The organism is Spongiimicrobium sp. 3-5 (assembly GCF_046557915.1).
In the GTDB taxonomy this organism is placed as follows: Bacteria; Bacteroidota; Bacteroidia; order Flavobacteriales; family Flavobacteriaceae; genus JBHEBG01.
On sequence record NZ_JBHEBG010000002.1, the window covers coordinates 704196 to 724644 of the forward strand.

Consider the following 20449-nt stretch of genomic DNA (forward strand, 5'->3'; position numbering starts at 1 on the left):
CAATTGTTCTATTTTTGTGCTGTGAAGATACACGAAAAATATATTTTGCGATGTATACAATTGGCCAAAAATGGCGTAGGCACCACCTTTCCAAATCCAATGGTCGGCAGCATCATTGTGCACAAGGGGCGTATTATTGGCGAGGGCTTCACAAGCCCTTATGGTGGGGCACATGCCGAGGTTAATGCCATTAATTCCGTAAAGGACCAATCCCTATTAAAAGAAGCGACCCTATATGTAACTTTGGAACCCTGTTCCCATTTTGGAAAAACACCACCCTGTGCAGATTTAATAGTACGGCAAGGTATCCCAAATGTGATTATTGGTACTTTGGACCCAAATAGCAAGGTAGCTGGCAAAGGGGTTAAAAAACTCCGAGAAAGCGGTTGTAATGTTATTGTTGGGGTTATAGAAGGCGCTTGTAGAGAACACCATAGAAGATTTCTCACCTTTTATGAGAAAAAACGGCCTTATTTTCTTTTGAAATGGGCGCAGACCGAAGATGGATTTATAGCCCCTGAGCACACCAAAAGAAACAACGACCCTCAACCATATTGGATTAGCGGTGTAAGATCTAGACAGTTGGTACACCAATGGCGTAGTGAGGAACAAGCTATTTTGGTGGGTACAAATACGGTAATACAAGATAATCCGAAATTGGATGTGAGACATTGGCATGGAAATTCACCTACACGTATAATATTGGATAGGGATCTAAAAATTGATGCCCGTTTTAATGTATACAACGGAAAGGCAAAGACCATAATAGTTACTGGCAATGAAAATATTGGAAACAATATGGACAATGTGGATTATGTTGGAATCGATTTTTCACAAAACGTTATAAAACAATTATGCGAAGTATTGTATGCCCATAAAATTTTAAGTGTGCTAGTAGAAGGAGGTGCCCAAACATTGCAAACTTTTATAACTGCTGGTATTTGGGACGAAGCCCGTGTCTTTATCGGCAAATCTAATTTTGGCAAAGGGTTGAAGGCTCCTATTTTAACCGAACACCCAGTGAACATTAAAAATATTGATGGCGACGCTCTAAATATCTACAGAAATGATTAAAAACATCATCTTTGATTTTGGGGATATTTTTATCGATCTAGATAAACCCGCCACCCAGTTGCAAATGATGCGATTTGGTTATGAAGGCCTTTCCACAAAGGTGTTAAAATTGGCTATGGATTATGAACAAGGACTTGTTACTACCGATAGTTTTATCACCAATATGATCAAATTTTTTCCCAAGGCCACTAAAAAGGACCTTATTATGGCATGGAATGCCATAATACGATACTTTCCGGATTATCGGCTTGAATTTATTGAAAATCTGGCCACAACAAAACGTTATCGCCTTTTTTTGCTTAGCAATACAAATGCATTACATATAGATCAGGTAAAACATAATATGGGAGTAGAAAAATATCAGCGGTTTAAAAATTGTTTTGAGCAATTTTACCTCTCCCACGAAATTAACCTTAGGAAACCTAATGCTGAAATTTACCAATTTGTGCTTAGGGAAAACGGTCTAGAGGCCAAAGAAACCTTTTTTGTGGATGATACCAAGGAAAATACACTGGCAGCAGAGCGCTTGGGTATCCGGTCTTGGAATCTAAAAGTAGGCCAAGAAGATGTTATAGACCTTAACTTAAAACTAAACTATGTTTGACCTGGCCTTAAGTGTGCTTTTTTCTAGTTTGATCTTTGTTATTTTCAAACTTTTTTCAAACTATAAGGTAGAAACATTCTATGCCATTATTGTCAACTATATGGTGGCGTGTCTAGTAGGACTCTTTTTTTACAAGGGCGATATAGCTTTAACGGAAATCCCTACTAAACCCTGGTTTTTAGGTACTGTGGCACTTGGCCTCCTTTTTATTTTGGTCTTCAACATTATGGCCCAAACCTCCCAAAAAATCGGCGTCTCGGTGGCCTCAGTGGCAACCAAAATGTCTTTGGTGATCCCTGTACTTTTTGGTTTGTTCCTGTATGAAGAAAAACTGGGAACCCTAAAAGGAATCGGAATTGTTTTGGCTCTTGCTTCGGTATATCTGGCCTCTGTAAAAGAAAAGACAATTTCGATAAGCAGAAATGCCCTATTGTTGCCTTTATTGGTTTTTATAGGATCGGGACTAATAGATACCAGCATAAAATACCTGCAAGCCACTTACATCTCTAACAATGAGTTTCCTTTGTTTTCTGCTACGGTATTTGCTTCAGCCGCTTCGGTTGGTGCTGCAATTGTATTGATAAATGTGTTCCGTAAGCCATTGGGGTTTAGTCTTAGAAATATTATTGGGGGCATTGTTCTAGGGGTACCTAATTATTTTTCAATCTACTTTCTACTTAAAGCCTTAAATAATGAGGCACTTACCAGTGCATCTATATTTACCATTAATAACGTAGCCATTGTAATGTTATCTACCTTGCTGGGTATTGTTCTTTTCAAGGAAAAAATAAGTACAAAAAACTGGGGAGGAATAGCCCTGGCCATAATCAGTATTTTTTTAGTAGCCCTGTTTTAATGGAAAATGGAACAGATACTTACAAGACCCTGCTAGCACCCTCTTCAGAGGTAATACTGAAGGAACGGAAAAGTAAGTTCTATGCATATGCATTTCCCCTGACCTCCGAAGACCAGGTAAAAGAAATAATCAACACCTTAAGAAAGAAACATTATACGGCCAACCATGTATGCTATGCCTGGCAACTAGGTGTGGAAAACCCAAGATATAGGGCCAACGATGACGGCGAACCCAATAATTCTGCTGGTATGCCCATTTATGGACAAATACAGGCGTATGGCCTAACCAATGTGTTGATAGCGGTAGTCCGTATTTTTGGAGGTGTTAAGTTGGGGATCGGCGGACTTATAAGTGCCTACAGAGGTAGTGCCAAAATGGCCATAGAGGCCTCCGATATAGTGACCTTAACGCTTAAAGTAGCGATACGGATAACTTTTGAATATGCGCTTATGGATAAGGTTATGCGAATTATTAAACAATATGGATTGGAAATTGCTACCCAACAATTAGAAGTACGTTGTGATTATAGCCTTTTGGTAAGAAAACAAATGGCTCCCAAAATCATAGAAATTTTCAACCAAACATTGGGAGTAACCCTTCATGCAAGCAATTAGGTATTTAGCTTTTCCAAGATATAATCTGGACATTTCATGGGTCTTTTCGTTCGCATGTTGATGAATGCCAACACAGTATGTCCTTCCACCAAAATTTCCTTGGCTTCGTTGTATATTTTATAGTCGAATTCTATTTTAACAGCAGGTTCTTTTTTTAGTATGGTAACCACGGTGATAAGATCATCATACACAGCCGATTTCTTAAAATTTAAGTTTAAGGAAATTACGGGGAGCATTATTCCGTTTTCTTCCATGCTTTTGTAGGAAACCCCCAATTTTCTTAACCATTCCACTCTTCCCATTTCCAAATACTGGGGATAGTTACCATGATAAACCACTCCCATTTGATCCGTTTCACCGTATCTTACCCTAAAAGAAATTTCGTCTATATTCATATTTTTTCAAGTAAAAAGCATATATTTAATGATTACAGAATAGCAGCTTGGAACATGCAAAAAAAAAACAGAAAATTCAATGCTAAATCATTTTTTTTTTAGCTTTTTTGTTCACATATTTGTCACCACCGAAGAGGTAGTCCAATCTACCACTTAGAACCAACTAACATAGTCACTAACCAACAAAATAAGATTTAAATTTAGAAATGAGTGTTACTGCTAATTCCGTATGGAACAATTGTTTGGCTTTTATCAAGGATAATATCCAACCGCAGGCATTCAAGACTTGGTTCGAACCTATTAAGCCGGTAAAGTTATCAGAAAATGCCCTAAGTATTCAGGTACCCAGTAAGTTTTTTTACGAATGGTTGGAGGAGCATTATGTTAAATTGTTAAAAGTTGCCCTTACCAAAGAACTTGGAGATCATGCAAAATTGGTCTACATAATAAAGATGGAGAACACCTACGGCAATAGAGAACCTTTTACCGAAAAAATACCTAGCTCAAATCGGGGCGGTGTTTCACCGCAAGAGTTGGATGTACCCATTAAATCTAAAAATCCGGAACTTAAGAACCCTTTTGTTATCCCCGGAATAAGAAACATAAAGATAGAATCGCAACTTAATCCAAATTACAACTTCGATAACTTTCTAGAAGGGGATTCCAATAGGCTGGCCAGATCGGCAGGGATGGCAGTGGCCAACAAACCAGGAGGTACATCCTTCAATCCCTTGTTGGTTTTTGGAGGTGTGGGGTTGGGAAAAACGCATTTGGCACATGCCATTGGTGTTGAAATTAAGGACAAATATCCTGAAAGGACCGTGCTTTATATTTCTGCCGAAAAGTTTACACAACAATATATAGAGTCCGTAAAGAAAAATACACGGAACGATTTTATCCACTTTTATCAACTTATCGATGTATTGATAATTGATGATGTACAGTTCTTGTCTGGTAAATCGGGTACACAAGATGTTTTCTTCCATATTTTCAATCATCTCCATCAAAATGGAAAGCAGGTAATACTTACATCGGACAAGGCTCCTGTAGATATGCAAGATATTGAACAACGTTTGTTATCGCGTTTCAAATGGGGACTTTCTGCGGAATTACAAAATCCGGATTATGAGACCCGTATCTCTATTCTTAAAAACAAATTATATAGGGACGGTGTTGAAATGCCCAATGATATTGTGGATTATGTTGCAAAACACATAAAAACGAACATTCGAGAGTTGGAAGGTGCCATTATCTCATTGATAGCACAATCATCTTTCAATAAAAGGGAGGTAACTTTGGAATTGGCCCAACAGGTTGTTGAGAAATTTGTTAAAAATACCAAACGTGAGGTTTCCATAGATTACATTCAAAAAGTAGTTTCGGATTACTTTGATATGGATGTGGCTACCCTGCAATCCAAAACCAGAAAAAGACATATTGTACAGGCACGCCAGCTGGCAATGTTCTTTGCCAAAAAATTTACAAAAGCTTCTTTGGCCAGTATAGGCTCCCAAATTGGAAAAAGAGACCATGCCACGGTACTTCATGCCTGCAAAACGGTAGATAATCTTGCGGAAACGGATAAGCAGTTCAGAAAATATATCGACGATTTAACAAAGAAATTTTCATAACCCATTACAATGAAAATTAAGGTTTTAATGGTATGCCTAGGTAATATATGTAGGTCGCCCTTAGCCGAAGGTATTCTCCAAACAAAAACAGATCCAAAGCATATTTTTGTCGATTCTGCAGGAACAGCAGGTTATCACGTAGGCAAAAAACCGGATATTAGATCTATTGAGGTGGCAAAAAAGCATAACATCAATATTGAAGGGCAACGCTGCAGAAAATTTACCAAAGAAGATTTTATCGCCTTCGATTTCATCTACGCCATGGATATGAGCAACTACAACAACATCTTGTCCTTAGGCCCTAGCGAGGAAGATGCCAAAAAAGTAAGATTGCTATTGAATGAGGTAGATTTGGGTATTAATGAAGTACCGGATCCTTATTATGATGCCGACGAGGGTTTTGAAAAAGTCTTTAGTTTGATTGATACCGCTTGTACCGAAATTGCCAATCGTTTAAACCAAGAACATATAGCTTAAATGGCCAACTTTGACAATACCAAAGGCAGATTATACTTGATTCCTACCACCTTGGGGGAAAATGAGCCCTTGGAAGTGCTTCCAATCTCCATAAAAAGGGCTATTGAAAATATTGATTACTACATTGTTGAAAATGAAAAATCTGCCCGTCATTTCATTAAAAAAGTAAGCTCTAACAAATCGCAACCTAGCCTACATATAGAACTCTTGAACAAATTTACCGAACCCGAAGCCATTCCAGGTTTTTTAGAACCTTGTTTGGCCGGTAAGCATGTTGGTATCCTTTCGGAAGCTGGATGCCCGGGAATAGCTGATCCAGGGGCGGATGTGGTTAGAATTGCTCATGAAAAAGGTATACAGGTGGTACCACTCGTTGGCCCCTCCTCTATTCTGTTGGCCCTAATGGCCAGTGGCTTAAACGGCCAGAACTTTGCCTTTAATGGATATCTACCTATAGATACTGCGGAAAGAAAGGCCGCCATTAAAAAAATTGAGCGTACTTCTAAGGAATTGGACCAAACCCAAATATTTATTGAAACTCCCTACAGAAATGACAAGTTATTGGTAGAATTACTGAGAACACTTTCTAAAAACACCTTACTGTGCATCGCCGCAGATATTACGCTAACGACAGAATACATTGCTACTAGAACTGTTTTGGAATGGAAAAATGTGTCTGTAGAACTTCATAAGCGGCCTTCGATATTTATTATCCAAGCATAAAAAAAGCCTTGACATTTACGCCAAGGCCCCATTTTCATATTTATAAACTAATCTTAAACTTTTGGGTTACGTTTTGGCGGTACGTTAGAAATATCGTAACCAGAGAACTTCTTAATATAAAAAGCAATATTGGTTCCATAAGCATCTTTAACGTCAAACTTGCCATAAGAGCGTAAGTACTTCTTCACATTACCGGCACCAGCCAAATGGGCCGCAGCCAAAATACCCGATTCCGTAATCTCTACACCTCTAATACGCTTGCCTACAAATCTGTTAATATCTCTGCGCAAAATCCATTTGTTCCTTGCAATATTGATTTGAAACACTTTTTCTTGGAGTGCAGGATCGTTCAGGAAAACAGTGGCATTGTAAACACCCATCAATTGTAATGTTCCTACACCGAACTGATATTTTCCTAAATAACCTAATGTATTAATAATGAAATAGTTACCACTAGACTCTTTAAAAGCCAAGGCCTCTTTGAAACCGATATAGGAGCTTCCCAAAAAGGGAGGTACTACCAATGTGGTCTTAACAATAGTTTTGTTTTTGGGGAACAAAACTTCAGTAGGTTCATTTACTTTAAGCGTTTCTGGCACCACAAAAGTTTCCTTTGTTTTAAAGCCAAAACTGATTAAAATAAATATCATGATAAGAGGACAAACAGTGCTTATCCACTTTCTCATATTGTTGTTTTCTTAAGACTTACAGCAAAAAAGCGCCTGCTTAAATTTCACCCTACAAAGATACGACCGTTTTTTTCTACCTAAAATGCTTACTACCCAAGATTTTCTTAAAACGGGCTTGTTTTAGTTAAGATGTCTTAAAATCTGGATTAATTACCTATCTATTAACATTTTGTGCATTTATCCATCGGACATATTGCGCTTTATTTCGGTTATGTTGTGCCAAAGTCTTGGCAAATTTGTGAAACCCGAAATTCTGAACATCGGCTACAAAATAGAGATAATCATGGGCCTCGGGGTTCAAAACTGCATCTACCGCCGAAATATCTGGCATAGCAATGGGTCCGGGGGGTAGGCCCGCATATTTGTATGTATTGTAGGGGGAATCTAATTCCAAATCCTTATACAACACCCTTTTAATAACCCGATCAAAATCTTTTGAATGTAGTTTTAAAGCGTATATAACTGTAGGATCTGCCTGCAATAACATATTCTTTCGCAAGCGGTTTAAATAAACCCCCGCCACTCGGGGTCTTTCGGACACTTTTACCGTTTCCTTATGCACTATAGAGGCTAAGGTAATTACCTGTGCCGGCGCTAACCCTAAGGTCCTGGCCTTTGCTTTACGATCTTGGTTCCAAAACCGGGTATACTCTTTATGCATTCTATTCCTAAAATCCGCAGCTGAGGTATTCCAGAAAAGTTCATAGCTATTGGGAATGTACATGCCTAAGGCATTGTCCGGTGCAAAATTTTTGTCGCCTAAAAACTTTCTATCCTTGAAAGCTGATAATAGGGTTAAACTATCGGCCTCAATTTGGACGGCTATTCTTCCAGCCAAATTGGCCAAGGTCTCCTGATTGTTAAAAGAAACTTTAACCGGTATGTTGTTACTGCGTAAAGTGTTGATAATTTCGTTATTGTTCATCCCTTTTTTCAAAGCGTATTTACCACCTTTTACGTTGTCCATATACCCTTTTCTCTGCGCAACTTCACGAAAAGAATCAATGTCCTTCAGCAAAGGTTGCAAGACGTTCGCCACTTCTTCAAAATTGGCATCGGAGGGTACAAAAACAAAAGCCTGCTCATTGGTAAAGGAAGTATTGGGAGAGAAAATAGCGCTATATACCATATATGAGAAGGCGCCGCCCGCGATAAGACCAAGAAATACAACAACCAGTACAATTTTCTTTAAATACATCAGTTTTTTATGTTTTGTAACAGTATTTCATTTTTAAAGGTTCCGTTGGAAAAAATCCAATCTTTTTTAACGCCCGCTTCTACAAAACCCATTTTTTTAAACAGGTGGATGCTGGGTTTATTGTCTTCCATAACATTGGCATACAACTGTCTCAGGTTTAAGTTTTCAAAAGCATACTTTATCAGTATGGAAATGGCTTCGGCTCCTACCCCTTTGTTTCTATCCTCTTTATCTAGCACAACGATACCTATACCGGCCCTCAGGTTCTTAGGGTCAAAATCGAAAAGGTCTATAAGTCCCAGCCGTTTATCATTATGATTGCAGATGCAGAGTCGTAATTGCTTTACTTCATAGATATCCCTATGGGCATTTTCCAAGTACAATTTTAATACTTGTTTGGAATAGGGTGTTGCAGTACCACTTACCTCCCAAATGTCCGTGTCGTTTTCCAACGTATAGAGAAATTCTAAATCTTCGGGCTCCAAAGCTCGCAAAAAGATGTGGTTTCCCTTAAGGCTCAACATTCTATTTCACCTTTAAAGACCTGTTTTGCCGGTCCGGTTAAATACACATTGTGGTATCCTTTTTCACTTTTATTAAATTGTACCTTAAGATTACCACCTGGTGTTTTAAGCGTAATGTTTTCTGCCTGCGTTTGCCCGCTATGATGCATGGCTACGGCAACTGCGGTAACCCCGGTTCCACAAGATAACGTTTCGTCCTCTACTCCTCTTTCATACGTACGGACGGAGAAAGAAGTTTCTTGGGGTTCCACAAAATTAACATTGCTTCCTTTTTTTCCGTAAATGCCATAGCGTAATTTTTCGCCCTCCTTTGCCACGTTTAACTCTTGTAGGTTCTCTACCAATTGCACATGATGTGGAGAACCTGTATCTAAAAAAGTATACTTGTCCTTTTCTTTTATTTCGGTTACATCTTGCATTTGTAGGCTCACCAAATCGCCCTCTATTGTTGCATTATGAAGTCCGTCCACGGCGTTAAAACTGGCCTTGTCGTCTATAATACCCAAATGCTTTGCAAAAGCCACCAAACATCTACCTCCGTTTCCGCATAAGCTGCTAGGATTACCATCCGAATTGTAATAAACCATTTTAAAGTCGGATTCATCATCATTCTCCAATAAAATAAGACCGTCCCCTCCTATCCCAAATCGTCTATCACATAGCGATGCCACTAGGGCCACATCTTTTTTTGGAAAAAAACCGGTTCTGTTGTCGATCATAACAAAGTCGTTTCCGGTACCCTGATATTTGTAGAAAGTAAGTATCATAACTGGTATTGAATTGCAAAGATATAACTTTATTAAGGGTTTTTTAGCAGTTAAAAAGTCGTTAAACACTTCTTCACAAAAGTGTAAATCTGTTATTTTTACGACAGATTTTATTAAAACCCATATAAATTATGAAAAAAATTGCTAGTCTTTTTTTAGTCTCCTTATTTGCAGGGGCAATTACTTTGGGAGCTTACAAACTATTTTTTGAAAAGGTGAACTATACGATTGTTTCGGAAAATTCCGAAGCTCCCGTTTTCGCTACCAGCTATACGCCCACTTCGGCCAGAGGGTCTGGCATTAATGAGGTTGACTTTACGGTAGCGGCCCAAAATACGGTAAATGCCGTGGTGCACGTAAAAAATGTTACCGCCGGAAGAGGGCCTTCGAGCATTGCAGAGTTTTTCTATGGATCTGGCGAAAGCAAAAGACCGCAGGTAGGTACTGGTTCTGGAGTAATTATTTCTCCCGATGGCTTTATAGTTACCAATAATCATGTGGTAGCCCAGGCCAATCAGTTGCAGGTTACCCTCAACAACAACAAAACGTATGATGCCGAGTTGGTAGGTACCGATCCTAATTCCGACATCGCATTGATAAAAATAGATCCTAAGTTAAAACTACCATATTTGGCTTTCGGGGACTCCGATAATGCCAAGATCGGGGAATGGGTTTTGGCCGTTGGTAACCCTTTTAACCTAACTTCTACCGTAACAGCAGGTATCGTTAGTGCCAAAGCTCGGGATTTGGGAAGAAGGCAATCTTTTATACAGACAGATGCGGCTGTTAATCCCGGAAATAGTGGTGGTGCCTTGGTAAATACCAACGGTGACCTAATAGGAATTAACACGGCAATTTCCTCCCAGACCGGATCTTATGTTGGTTACTCTTTTGCCGTACCAAGCAACATTGCCAAGAAAGTAGTAGAAGATATCATGGAATATGGTAATGTACAAAGTGGTATATTGGGAATTAGGACAGCGCCCATAAACTCTCCCTACGCCATTGAAAAAGGTATTGATGAAATTGATGGTGTCTATATTGAGAGTGTTGAGGAAGATTCTGGGGCGTACGATGCTGAACTGCAGTCTGGTGACGTCATCAAAGGTGTAGACCATGTTGAAATACATAAGTTCGCAGATCTTACAGGGTATATATCTTCCAAAAGACCCGGAGATACCATAAACGTTACCGTAGATAGGGATGGCAAAAACAAAACCGTTTCGGTAATGCTGAAGAAAAGACAGACCTTGGTTGTACCTGTAATGGGCTTTGAGGTTAAAGAGCTATCCGATAAGGATAAGAAACAATTTAAGACCAAAAAAGGTGTGAAAATTACAGGTGTCCCAGAAAGATATAGAGGTTATGGGTTGGAGGGTAAAGTCCTTATCTTTGTTGACGATGAGGAAATTGATGACATCCAGGATGCAAGAGCGCTTTTTGGCAAAATCTCCAAATATTCCAAAACTAGTATTACCATGCTCAATGAAGACGGAGAACGCGAAAGGCTTATCTTTCAATAAAGGAAAAACAACTTCAAAAAAGCGCCTTAGCAGGGCGCTTTTTTTATTTACAAAATAGTTGGGCGAAAACGTTTGAAATATATAATTTTGCAAAAAAATTCAACAACTCTAACACCACCTAATGAGTCCTATTAAATCGTACGAAAAAGAATTGGCTTTTCAGGCCGACAGAAGAAAGGCCACTACAGAATTCATTAAAATTATTAGTGATCTTTGGTATGATAAGTCTATCGAAGTTGTACTGTTCAAAAACCAGATCATCGATAAAAATGTAAGCGATATCATAAACCTGCACGAGTATGCAGGGGAATTTGTGCAGAAACCGATTTCCATATTTGATTCCGTAGAAATTCTAAGGGCAGTAAACGATATAAAATTACCTCCCTCAAAATTGGATATCGGCAAACTTACGTACGAGTATCATGCGGAAGACAATAATCATCATAATGTTAAGGCATTTGTTTTGGATAAACTTAAGGATGCCGGATCATCACAAGAAATTAAACCCAAAGACGTAGTGCTCTACGGATTTGGAAGAATAGGCCGTCTTTTGGCCAGAGAACTCATGGCAAAGACCGGGAAGGGCAACCAATTGCGCCTGCGTGCTATAGTTACCAGAGGTACCATTACCAAGGAAATTCTAGAGAAAAGGGCTACCCTGCTACGTACAGATTCTGTACATGGGCAGTTTATGGGTACCGTAGATACGGATTTTAAGAATAAGGCCCTGACCATAAACGGCACAACGGTACGCATTATCTCGGCAGATAAACCCGAAGATATAGATTATACCCAATACGGTATCTCCGATGCCCTTATTATTGACAACTCCGGGGCATTTAGGGATAAAGCGGCCTTGGGCAGGCACTTAAAATCTAAAGGAGCTGCAAAGGTATTGCTTACAGCACCAGGAAAGGAAGTACCCAATATAGTGCATGGTGTAAACCAGAAAGAGTTTGATCCGGATACAACAAAAATATACTCCGCAGCATCCTGCACAACCAATGCCATAACCCCAGTATTGAAGGTCATAGAAGATTCATTAGGTATTAAAAAGGGCCATTTAGAAACCATACATGCTTATACCAATGATCAAAACCTTGTAGACAATATGCATGGCAAATACCGACGTGGACGGGCTGCAGCCCTTAATATGGTAATTACGGAAACCGGTGCCGGTAAGGCAGTCGCCAAGGCATTGCCCATACTAAAAGGGAAACTAACTTCAAATGCCATAAGGGTACCCGTGCCCAATGGCTCTTTGGCAATCCTAAATTTAGAGGTAAAAAACAAGACATCTAAAGACAGTATCAATACCATTGTAAAGAAGTACGCCTTGGAAGGTGATCTTGTAGAACAGATTAAATACTCACTGAGTAACGAACTGGTATCTTCGGACATTGTGGGTACCTCCTCCCCCGCTATTTACGATAGTAATGCAACCATAGTTTCAGACGATGGCAAAAATATTGTTCTATATATTTGGTATGATAATGAGTATGGATACTCTCATCAAGTTATTCGGTTGGCAAAGTATATTGCAAAAGTAAGGAGATATACCTACTATTAATATGGTTAAAGGTTTTAATGGTGAACCAAGCACCTTTTTTGGAGCGGTTTTCTTACGCATTATTACGTTATTTCCAATTTTTTTTCTTAATTGATATTATTGAATTACTTTAGCCTCTCTCTAAATCATTATTAACAGTAAGCATCATAAACATGAAAGGCATAAGAACACTACTTATCGTAATTGCCGTATTGACCTATAACATACAATTTGCGCAAGAATCTGAAGAAAAACAGCTGTCATTGGACAGTGGTCCTATTAGCAGTCAGTTCGAATTTGTTTCGAAAAAATCAGGTAATTATCGTGCAGAAGGTAAAGCGTATGAAGTTGTACGGGTTATTTATCTAGATAAACTTAGGAAGAATGTATTGGATTCATTGAATGCATCCAGTAAGAAAGCCGCAGAACTTAAGGCAACCATTGCCGGGCACGAGGCTACTGTTGCTTCACTTAACAAAAGGCTCGATGAAACCACCAGTAACCTTAACAATGTTACGGAAGAAAAAGATAGCATGTCATTTTTAGGGGCCCTGGTCTCCAAAGGCACCTACAACTTTATACTGTGGACCATCATCGGTGGCCTGCTCCTGCTATTTTTACTTTTCGTATATAAGTTTAGGAATAGTAACATACTTACCCAAGAAGCCAAAAGTGCCCTCTCCGAATTGGAGATCGAATATGAGCAACACCGAAGAAGAGCATTGGAGCGCGAACAAAAAATTAGCAGGGAACTCCAAGATGAGATAAACAAATACAGAAAATCCAAATAAATGTTAAAGCCTCTTTCTTAGAGGCTTTTTTAGTTAACTTCGATTTATCTCCTTCTCTATAGCCTTTCATGCATAAGCTATTGAGAAAGAAAAGCCTCAATATTACTGTAACATTACATTTTTGGTTTCATCCATTATTTAGGATGCCTATTTTTTGTGGAAATGGTTCTAAACCCTTAATGGATGATGCTTAAAAATTTATTTCTCTTTACCCTAATCAGTTTTTCCTTTTTTACCCTTAGTGCCCAACAAACTATAAATGGCAGCGTAGCCGGAGATGATGGTACTCCTTTGGCATTTGCCAACGTATTGCTACAACAAGAAACGGATTCCATTTTGGTAAAAGGTGCCATCACAGACGAAAATGGCAATTATTTGTTTGAGAATATCAGTCCTGGAAATTATATAATCACCGCAAGCACGGTAGGTTTTGAAACCAAAACCACGCCCCCATTTCAACTTGGTCAAAATACGGATTACACGGTCCCTAATATTGGTCTAACGGCGGGTTTGGCTTTGGATGAAGTAGTGGTGCAAACCACCAAGCCCCTATATGTGCAAAAAATAGACAGAATGGTCATTAACGTGGAAAGTAGTATTGTTTCCGCAGGTGCCTCTGCCTTGGAGGTTTTAGAAAGGTCGCCAGGTGTTATTGTAGACAGGCAAAACAGCAGTATATCGCTTTCAGGAAAGAGTGGAGTGGTAGTAATGATCAACGGAAAAATTAGTTATATGCCCCAGGACAGTTTAGTGCAACTTCTGGAAGGGATGAGCTCCGACAATATTGAGACGATAGAACTAATTACAACACCCCCTGCCAATTTTGATGCAGAAGGAAATGCAGGTTTCATAAATATTGTTCTCAAAAAGAGGGCAGACCTTGGCCTAAATGGCACCTATTCGCTTTCAACGGGCATAGGAAACGGGACCAACATATCCAACAACATTAGTTTTAACTACAGAAAGGACAAAATAAATCTGTTTGGCAATTATTCTTTTCTTAGGGATAGCCAGGGTCAACAGTTCGATTTTTCGCGTAGTTTCCAAAACCAGAACAATCTTCCTGCAACGTTGCGTACGGTGTCGGACAGAGACCCAGTTCAGAGAAATCACAACTTACGTTTGGGGCTAGATTATCAAACTTCCGAAAAAACAGTAATCGGGGTACTGCTAAGTGCTTATGACAATAAATGGACCATGGATGCATTAAACAACAGCATCGAAACAGAAAATAGTTCACCCATTTCTTTTGTAGAGCTTATTACCACAGAAAGAAACCAATGGCAGAATTTTAGTTCTAACCTAAATTTTAAACACAACTTTACTGATAATAAGTTTATCAGTTTCGACTTGGACTATTTGCATTATTACGATGAGAATCCGACGGATTACGTCAATAGTTTTTTTGATGGAAATAACTCCTTACTTAGGGAAGAGCTTACCAATAGTGATAAAACAACGCCCATAAACATTGTGGTGGGAAAAGTAGACTACAGCAATCAATTGAACGATAACATAAAAATTGAGACCGGTGTAAAAGCGGTTGTTTCAAACTTTGAAAATGATGTTTCCGTGGCAACTTTTGATGGACAGGCATTTGTGGAAGACCCAACATTGACCAATAAAAGTAATTTAGATGAGCGTATTCTTGCTGCTTATAGTGCAATGGATTATAAACTTAGCGACAAAACCTCCTTTAAATTGGGGCTTAGGTATGAGCATACCGATTCGGAGCTAGATACAGAGACTGGTGGAAGGGTGGTAGATAGGGAATTTGGTAAATTGTTCCCAAGTGTTTTTGTTTCCCATGCAGTCAATGATAGTCTTAGTTTTAATGCTTCATACTCCAAAAGAATAACACGCCCCACTTTTAACAATTTGGCGCCCTTTGTAATCTTCTTGGACCCCACCACCTTTATCTCCGGTAATTCTGCACTTCAACCATCCATATCCAATGCTTTGAAATTTGACACTAACTATCGTAACATTTTGCTGTCTTTTCAGTATACCATTCAGGATGAACCAATTTCCAACTTTCAGGAAAGGTTCGATGATGCTACCGGAAGGCTTTTCTTTGAAGCCGCCAATAACGATGAGAGTAGATTGTTCACTATTACCCTTGGACTCCCGATAAATGTGGTTAGTTGGTGGAAAATGCAGAACAATTTTATTTATCAGAATACACAGGTAGATGCGGTCTTAAGAGGGGACTCTTTTAGTTTTGAACAAAACTCTTTTAATGCAAACAGTTCGCAGACATTTACTATTGCCGAAGATTTTACTGCAGAAATCAATCTAAATTATTTTGGCCCCGGACTATTCGGAATTAGGAGTTTCGATGGTGTTTTTGGGATGAATATCGGTTTTCAGAAGAAGTTTGGTGATAAATGGGGCACACTCCGTTTTAGTGTAAATGATGTTTTGGAATCTTTTGAATTTACCGGTAGGACAACTATTCCCGAACAAAATTTAAATACGGTAAACACTTTTGATTTTAGCAACAGAACTTTTACCTTAACCTACTCCAGAAATTTTGGAAACAGTAAATTAAAATCGGCACGTCAGAGAGGCACCGGATCAGATGAGGAAAGAAGACGTGTAAATTAGAGGGTACCGCTATGAACATTAAAAGAGCTACTTTAGATGATGTAGACCTGTTGGCACCAATGTTAGATGCCTACAGGGTCTTTTACAAACAGGACAGTGATATACGGGCCTGTAGATTATTTCTGCAACAACGCTTGGGCAACGATGAATCTGTTGTTTTTTTTGCCCAGATAAACAACACTCCAGTAGGGTTTACACAACTCTATAGGTCCTTCTCTTCCGTTAGTCTAAAGCCCGTTTTTATTCTAAACGACCTTTATGTGGATCATGGGCATCGAAAAAAAGGCGTTGGCGAAGCTTTATTAAATGCAGCTAAGGACCATTGTATCACTAAAAAATTTAAAGGTTTGGCTTTGGAGACAGCCAAGGACAATCCGGCACAAAAACTCTATGAACGCTTGGAGTGGCAAAAAGATTCGCAATGTTTTCATTACTTTTGGACCGCTCCCATATCCTAATTCGCTTTAGGACCGAAAGCACAAAGTAAAACTATCCTATGCGCATCGATATAATTACTGTACTCCCCGAGCTATTGAAGAGTCCCTTCGAGGCTTCAATACTCAAAAGGGCCATAGATAAGGGCCATGTAGAAGTACATATGCATAACCTGAGGGACTATACCGACAAGAGTTACAATCAGATAGACGACTATCAATTTGGTGGTGGGGCCGGTATGGTTATGATGATAGAACCCATTGATAAATGTATAGCAGGTTTGAAAGCAGAACGTTCTTATGACGAGGTAATTTATATGACCCCCGATGGGGAAACCCTACATCAAAAAATGGCGAATAGTCTATCGCTCTTAAAAAATATTATTATCCTCTGCGGTCACTACAAAGGTGTAGACCAAAGAGTTAGGGACAAATTGATCACTAAAGAGATTTCCATAGGCGACTATGTATTATCTGGCGGGGAACTGGGAGCGGCAGTTCTTTGCGATGCGGTAATACGGTTGATTCCAGGGGTATTGAACAATGAAACTTCTGCACTGACAGATACTTTCCAAGACGATCTTTTGGCACCGCCAGTATACACAAGACCTGCCGAATACAAAGGAATGAAAGTCCCAGAGGTACTGTTAAGCGGTAACTTTCCGGAAATTGAGAAATGGCGCGAAGCCAAAGCCTATGAAAGAACGGAAAAACGTAGACCCGATTTATTGAAATAAGAAAAATGAACGAAAACATTCCCGTATTGCTTTCCGTAGGTTCTTTTCTCCATGCTGTAGGGCAATTGCTTTTATTGGTTATTTCCGTTATACTTTTCCTTAAGCAAAAGTCTTTTGCATCGATACTGATGTTGCTGGGGATCTCCTTTTCCGTACTCTTTGGCATTGGTGGTTTTGTGATGTTGACCCTAGCCAGTAAGACCGGCCCGGAAGCCATACTAAGGATACAAGGTATATTCTCTATTATCAATGGAATCTCCCATTTGGTATTTGCCATAGGTGTTTTACTATTGATTTTAACAGTGATAAAAAAAATGAATGGTTCTATGAATAGTGCCAAATAGCTCCTTCTTAAAAAAGCACTATTTCCCTTGTTGGTAAACAATTATTATCTATTTTTGCAGTCGGTAAAATCAACCTCTGACGAAAATCGTGAATGTTGGTTTTAAATAATTGAAAACCATACAAATGGAAGCATTAATAAAATTTGTTGAAGACGAATTTGTTCCTAAAAAAGAATTTCCCAAATTCTCTGCTGGTGATACCATCACCGTTTATTATGAAATTAAGGAAGGAGAAAAAAAGCGTACCCAGTTTTTTAGAGGGGTTGTAATCCAAAGAAGAGGTAGCGGTTCCACAGAAACGTTTACTATTCGTAAGATATCTGGCACCGTAGGTGTTGAGCGTATTTTCCCTGTAAATATGCCCGCCCTACAGAAAATTGAGGTCAATAAAAAAGGTAAAGTACGTAGAGCTCGTATTTTCTACTTTAGAGGTCTTACCGGTAAAAAGGCAAGAATTAAAGAAGTACGTGCTTAATACTTTAAAATTAAAGAGATTAAAAAAACCGAAAGCAATGCTTTCGGTTTTTTTTATAATACACTTACTACAGTTAACACTCAAAAGCTCTTAAAGTAGTTGTTATAATAGATACACAATCTAATAATTGTTCTTCCGTCATTACCAAAGGAGGTGCAAAACGGATGATATTGCCATGAGTAGGCTTGGCCAACAGGCCATTTTCCTTCAAGGCGATGCAAATGTCCCAGGCCGTTGTGCTTTCTTCAGTATCATTTATTAAAATGGCATTTAAAAGCCCTTTGCCCCGTACGGCGTTGACAATATTACAAGTAGGGATAAATGCATTTAGCTCTTTACGGAATAATTCACCAAGCTCATACGCATTTTGTGCCAATTGCTCCTCTTTTACAACGTCTAGTGCGGCTATACCCACTGCTGCAGCTATTGGATTACCACCAAAGGTACTTCCATGATTACCCGGACGTATTACCCCCATGATGTTATCGTTGGCCAAAACACCGGAAACCGGATATACACCACCAGACAACGCTTTTCCTAAAATCAAAATATCGGGTTTTACCTCGGGTGTACCACTGCAATGCTTGTTCTCACAGCCACAGTTTCCGCAGGTGGCCAACAACCTTCCTGTACGGGCTATTCCCGTTTGCACTTCATCTGCTATAAAAAGTACATTATACTGCTCACAGAGTGCTTTAGCAGCCTTTAAATAGCTTTCTGATGGAACATAGACCCCTGCTTCACCTTGAATGGGTTCTACCAAAAAACCGGCCACATTCGGGTTCTCGGACAAAGCGGTTTCAAGAGCGGTTAGATTATCATATTCAATTTTGATGAACCCTTTCGTATACGGACCAAAATTCTTTCGGGCAACTTGATCATTGGAAAATGAAATGATGGTTGTGGTACGCCCATGAAAATTGTTCTCACATACTATGATCTGTGCTTTATTCTCCGGAATGCCTTTTTTCTCATAAGACCATTTCCGGCAAAGTTTTAAAGCTGTTTCCACAGCTTCGGCACCTGTGTTCATCGGAAGTAGTTTATCAAAACCAAAGGTTTCCGTGGCGTACTTCTCAAATTTACCCAGCATATCGTTATAAAATGCCCGGGACGTAAGTGTTAATGTTTGGGCCTGATTGGTCATGGCCCCAATAATTTTAGGGTGACAATGTCCCTGGTTCACCGCCGAATAAGCAGATAAAAAATCGTAATACTTCTTTCCTTCCACGTCCCATACGTGCACTCCTTCTCCCCTGTTTAATACTACAGGGAGCGGATGGTAATTATGAGCTCCGTGTTTTTTTTCCAATGCAATGGCATCTTGGGTGCTTGTTGTTTCCAAAACTGACATAACCTAGAATATTTTAAATAAAACTTCAGTAATTCCTTCTTAGGGAGAGAAATCATCCTACGTAGAGGCTGCAAATTACTAAATATTTAATCAATCCTAACTAGAAACAACGAAGATAATTATCCCTATAATTTATTGGTTAAGGCAGATATTTGTAGTTCTAAACGCTTTAATTCCCGCAGCAAATCGTTTTTATCCATTTGCATCCATACATATAACTTTAGCATCCCCATAACTATCATACATAAGAAACCGGCTGCCGACCATTTAATTAGCTCATTGGTTACATCGGTATTAAAAAATGCTACAATACAGTACACAAACAAAACAAAAATTACCAGATGTACTATATTCATAATTATCGCCAACCAACCCATTTTGCCCCTATAAACCTCATTGATTTTACCGAAAAGATTCTGTTCTCCCAATTCATCATAAAATTTTGCCTCTTCCTTGGTAAGTGCCTCTTTTATAAGCTCGTCTATTTTTTCTGTGTTTTTTTTCATCCTACTTATTTTTTAAAATTGATTTTAATTTTTCGCGTGCATGGAAAAGCCTAGATTTTATGGTCCCCACGGAAACATCCAAGACACCGCTCATTTCCTTTAGCGAATATTCCTCCGTATAAAATAGCCTAATCACAATTTGTTGATCCTTAGGTAATTGTTTTATAGCTTTTTGGAGTCTTAAGATATCCGCTTCCCTATCGCTTGTATTTTCCTGTGTTTCGTATGGTTGTGCGGTTTTGGAGTAAACTTCTAGGTTCTCCCTTGTTTTTTTACCCTTTTCCAGGTAGTCCAAGGATTTTCTTGTAACAATTCTTGTTGCCCAACTTCCAAAGCTGTTTGGGTCTTTTAGGCCAGATAATTTGTTCGCCATAATGCCCCAGCAGTCTTGCACAATATCCTTAGCTACTTCGGCATCATGTGTATACCAATACGAGTGCCTACATAGCTTAAGATGATATCTGTTTACCAGTAGCGACAAGGCCTTCTGGTTGCCAGAACGGTATTGCAACACCAAGAGTCCGTCGAAAATTTTATTGCTTTTTTCCATACTGCGTACACCTTTAAGACCGGAAAA

Annotated in this window: 23 protein-coding genes; 15 read left to right on the top strand and 8 right to left on the bottom strand. The window is 39.1% G+C overall.

Going from position 1 to position 20449, the window contains the following annotated elements:
- Window positions 1–21: 21 nt before the first annotated feature.
- The 4 genes from ribD to ACEQ81_RS11360 are packed head-to-tail and all read left to right on the top strand — an operon-like array spanning window position 22 to window position 3148.
- The gene (gene ribD, locus ACEQ81_RS11345) at window positions 22–1074 is read left to right on the top strand and encodes a bifunctional diaminohydroxyphosphoribosylaminopyrimidine deaminase/5-amino-6-(5-phosphoribosylamino)uracil reductase RibD (RefSeq protein ID WP_411031006.1); all 1053 of its coding nucleotides are present in this window, start codon (window positions 22–24) and stop codon (window positions 1072–1074) included.
- On the top strand, window positions 1067–1678 hold the full coding sequence (locus ACEQ81_RS11350) for an HAD family hydrolase (protein WP_411031007.1): 612 nt from the start codon (window positions 1067–1069) through the stop codon (window positions 1676–1678). Before ribD ends, ACEQ81_RS11350 begins: the two co-directional genes overlap by 8 nt.
- The gene (locus tag ACEQ81_RS11355; protein ID WP_411031008.1) at window positions 1671–2534 is read left to right on the top strand and encodes an EamA family transporter; all 864 of its coding nucleotides are present in this window, start codon (window positions 1671–1673) and stop codon (window positions 2532–2534) included. The genes ACEQ81_RS11350 and ACEQ81_RS11355 overlap by 8 nt, the downstream gene beginning before the upstream one ends.
- Window positions 2534–3148: an IMPACT family protein gene (locus tag ACEQ81_RS11360; protein ID WP_411031009.1), complete on the top strand. Its 615-nt coding sequence runs from the start codon at window positions 2534–2536 to the stop codon at window positions 3146–3148. The genes ACEQ81_RS11355 and ACEQ81_RS11360 overlap by 1 nt, the downstream gene beginning before the upstream one ends.
- Here the strand turns inward: ACEQ81_RS11360 and ACEQ81_RS11365 are convergent.
- Window positions 3145–3543 carry an acyl-CoA thioesterase gene (locus ACEQ81_RS11365; RefSeq protein ID WP_411031010.1) on the bottom strand — a complete coding sequence of 133 codons (399 nt, stop codon included), beginning with the start codon at window positions 3541–3543 and terminating at the stop codon, window positions 3145–3147. The genes ACEQ81_RS11360 and ACEQ81_RS11365 overlap by 4 nt on opposite strands.
- Window positions 3544–3749: 206 nt before the next feature.
- Here ACEQ81_RS11365 and dnaA point away from each other — a divergent pair, with 206 nt between their 5' ends.
- Genes dnaA through ACEQ81_RS11380 form a run of 3 tightly spaced genes read left to right on the top strand, consistent with a single transcriptional unit; the run spans window position 3750 to window position 6374 of the window.
- Complete coding sequence (gene dnaA / locus ACEQ81_RS11370; RefSeq protein ID WP_411031011.1) at window positions 3750–5174, top strand: chromosomal replication initiator protein DnaA; 1425 nt, start codon at window positions 3750–3752, stop codon at window positions 5172–5174.
- 9 nt (window positions 5175–5183) lie between these two features.
- The gene (locus ACEQ81_RS11375) at window positions 5184–5651 is read left to right on the top strand and encodes a low molecular weight protein-tyrosine-phosphatase (protein ID WP_411031012.1); all 468 of its coding nucleotides are present in this window, start codon (window positions 5184–5186) and stop codon (window positions 5649–5651) included.
- Window positions 5652–6374, top strand: a complete 723-nt coding sequence (locus tag ACEQ81_RS11380; protein ID WP_411031013.1) for an SAM-dependent methyltransferase — start codon at window positions 5652–5654, stop codon at window positions 6372–6374.
- Window positions 6375–6427: 53 nt separating this feature from the next.
- Here ACEQ81_RS11380 and ACEQ81_RS11385 read toward each other — a convergent pair whose 3' ends face one another.
- The 4 genes from ACEQ81_RS11385 to dapF form a co-directional block, all read right to left on the bottom strand.
- Window positions 6428–7060 (bottom strand): hypothetical protein, encoded by a 633-nt coding sequence (locus ACEQ81_RS11385; RefSeq protein ID WP_411031014.1) that lies wholly within the window; start codon window positions 7058–7060, stop codon window positions 6428–6430.
- A gap of 157 nt (window positions 7061–7217) precedes the next feature.
- On the bottom strand, window positions 7218–8261 hold the full coding sequence (gene mltG / locus ACEQ81_RS11390; RefSeq protein WP_411031015.1) for an endolytic transglycosylase MltG: 1044 nt from the start codon (window positions 8259–8261) through the stop codon (window positions 7218–7220).
- Window positions 8261–8785, bottom strand: coding sequence for a GNAT family N-acetyltransferase (locus tag ACEQ81_RS11395; RefSeq protein ID WP_411031016.1), 525 nt, complete (start codon window positions 8783–8785; stop codon window positions 8261–8263). The genes mltG and ACEQ81_RS11395 overlap by 1 nt, the downstream gene beginning before the upstream one ends.
- A complete protein-coding gene (gene dapF, locus ACEQ81_RS11400; protein ID WP_411031017.1) occupies window positions 8779–9552 on the bottom strand; it encodes a diaminopimelate epimerase in 774 nt (257 codons plus the stop codon). The genes ACEQ81_RS11395 and dapF overlap by 7 nt, the downstream gene beginning before the upstream one ends.
- A 131-nt stretch (window positions 9553–9683) precedes the next feature.
- Here dapF and ACEQ81_RS11405 point away from each other — a divergent pair, with 131 nt between their 5' ends.
- The 8 genes from ACEQ81_RS11405 to rplS all read left to right on the top strand — a co-directional run bounded on the left by ACEQ81_RS11405 (window position 9684) and on the right by rplS (window position 18012).
- Complete coding sequence (locus ACEQ81_RS11405) at window positions 9684–11075, top strand: S1C family serine protease (RefSeq protein WP_411031018.1); 1392 nt, start codon at window positions 9684–9686, stop codon at window positions 11073–11075.
- Window positions 11076–11196: 121 nt separating this feature from the next.
- The gene (locus ACEQ81_RS11410) at window positions 11197–12645 is read left to right on the top strand and encodes a glyceraldehyde-3-phosphate dehydrogenase (RefSeq protein WP_411031019.1); all 1449 of its coding nucleotides are present in this window, start codon (window positions 11197–11199) and stop codon (window positions 12643–12645) included.
- A gap of 152 nt (window positions 12646–12797) precedes the next feature.
- Window positions 12798–13415, top strand: coding sequence for a tRNA (guanine-N1)-methyltransferase (locus tag ACEQ81_RS11415; protein ID WP_411031020.1), 618 nt, complete (start codon window positions 12798–12800; stop codon window positions 13413–13415).
- A 183-nt stretch (window positions 13416–13598) separates the two neighbouring features.
- Complete coding sequence (locus tag ACEQ81_RS11420) at window positions 13599–16022, top strand: TonB-dependent receptor domain-containing protein (protein WP_411031021.1); 2424 nt, start codon at window positions 13599–13601, stop codon at window positions 16020–16022.
- Between the two features lie 11 nt (window positions 16023–16033).
- Window positions 16034–16480, top strand: a complete 447-nt coding sequence (locus tag ACEQ81_RS11425; protein WP_411031022.1) for a GNAT family N-acetyltransferase — start codon at window positions 16034–16036, stop codon at window positions 16478–16480.
- A gap of 38 nt (window positions 16481–16518) precedes the next feature.
- Window positions 16519–17193 carry a tRNA (guanosine(37)-N1)-methyltransferase TrmD gene (trmD, locus tag ACEQ81_RS11430; RefSeq protein ID WP_411031023.1) on the top strand — a complete coding sequence of 225 codons (675 nt, stop codon included), beginning with the start codon at window positions 16519–16521 and terminating at the stop codon, window positions 17191–17193.
- A gap of 5 nt (window positions 17194–17198) precedes the next feature.
- Window positions 17199–17537: a hypothetical protein gene (locus ACEQ81_RS11435; protein WP_411031024.1), complete on the top strand. Its 339-nt coding sequence runs from the start codon at window positions 17199–17201 to the stop codon at window positions 17535–17537.
- A gap of 124 nt (window positions 17538–17661) precedes the next feature.
- Window positions 17662–18012, top strand: coding sequence for a 50S ribosomal protein L19 (gene rplS, locus ACEQ81_RS11440; protein ID WP_411031025.1), 351 nt, complete (start codon window positions 17662–17664; stop codon window positions 18010–18012).
- Window positions 18013–18085: 73 nt separating this feature from the next.
- Here rplS and rocD read toward each other — a convergent pair whose 3' ends face one another.
- The 3 genes from rocD to ACEQ81_RS11455 all read right to left on the bottom strand — a co-directional run bounded on the left by rocD (window position 18086) and on the right by ACEQ81_RS11455 (window position 20422).
- A complete protein-coding gene (gene rocD, locus ACEQ81_RS11445; protein WP_411031026.1) occupies window positions 18086–19366 on the bottom strand; it encodes an ornithine--oxo-acid transaminase in 1281 nt (426 codons plus the stop codon).
- Window positions 19367–19491: 125 nt separating this feature from the next.
- Window positions 19492–19872: a DUF6768 family protein gene (locus tag ACEQ81_RS11450; protein WP_411031027.1), complete on the bottom strand. Its 381-nt coding sequence runs from the start codon at window positions 19870–19872 to the stop codon at window positions 19492–19494.
- Between the two features lies 1 nt (window position 19873).
- Window positions 19874–20422 (bottom strand): RNA polymerase sigma factor, encoded by a 549-nt coding sequence (locus ACEQ81_RS11455; protein ID WP_411031028.1) that lies wholly within the window; start codon window positions 20420–20422, stop codon window positions 19874–19876.
- Window positions 20423–20449: the final 27 nt, after the last annotated feature.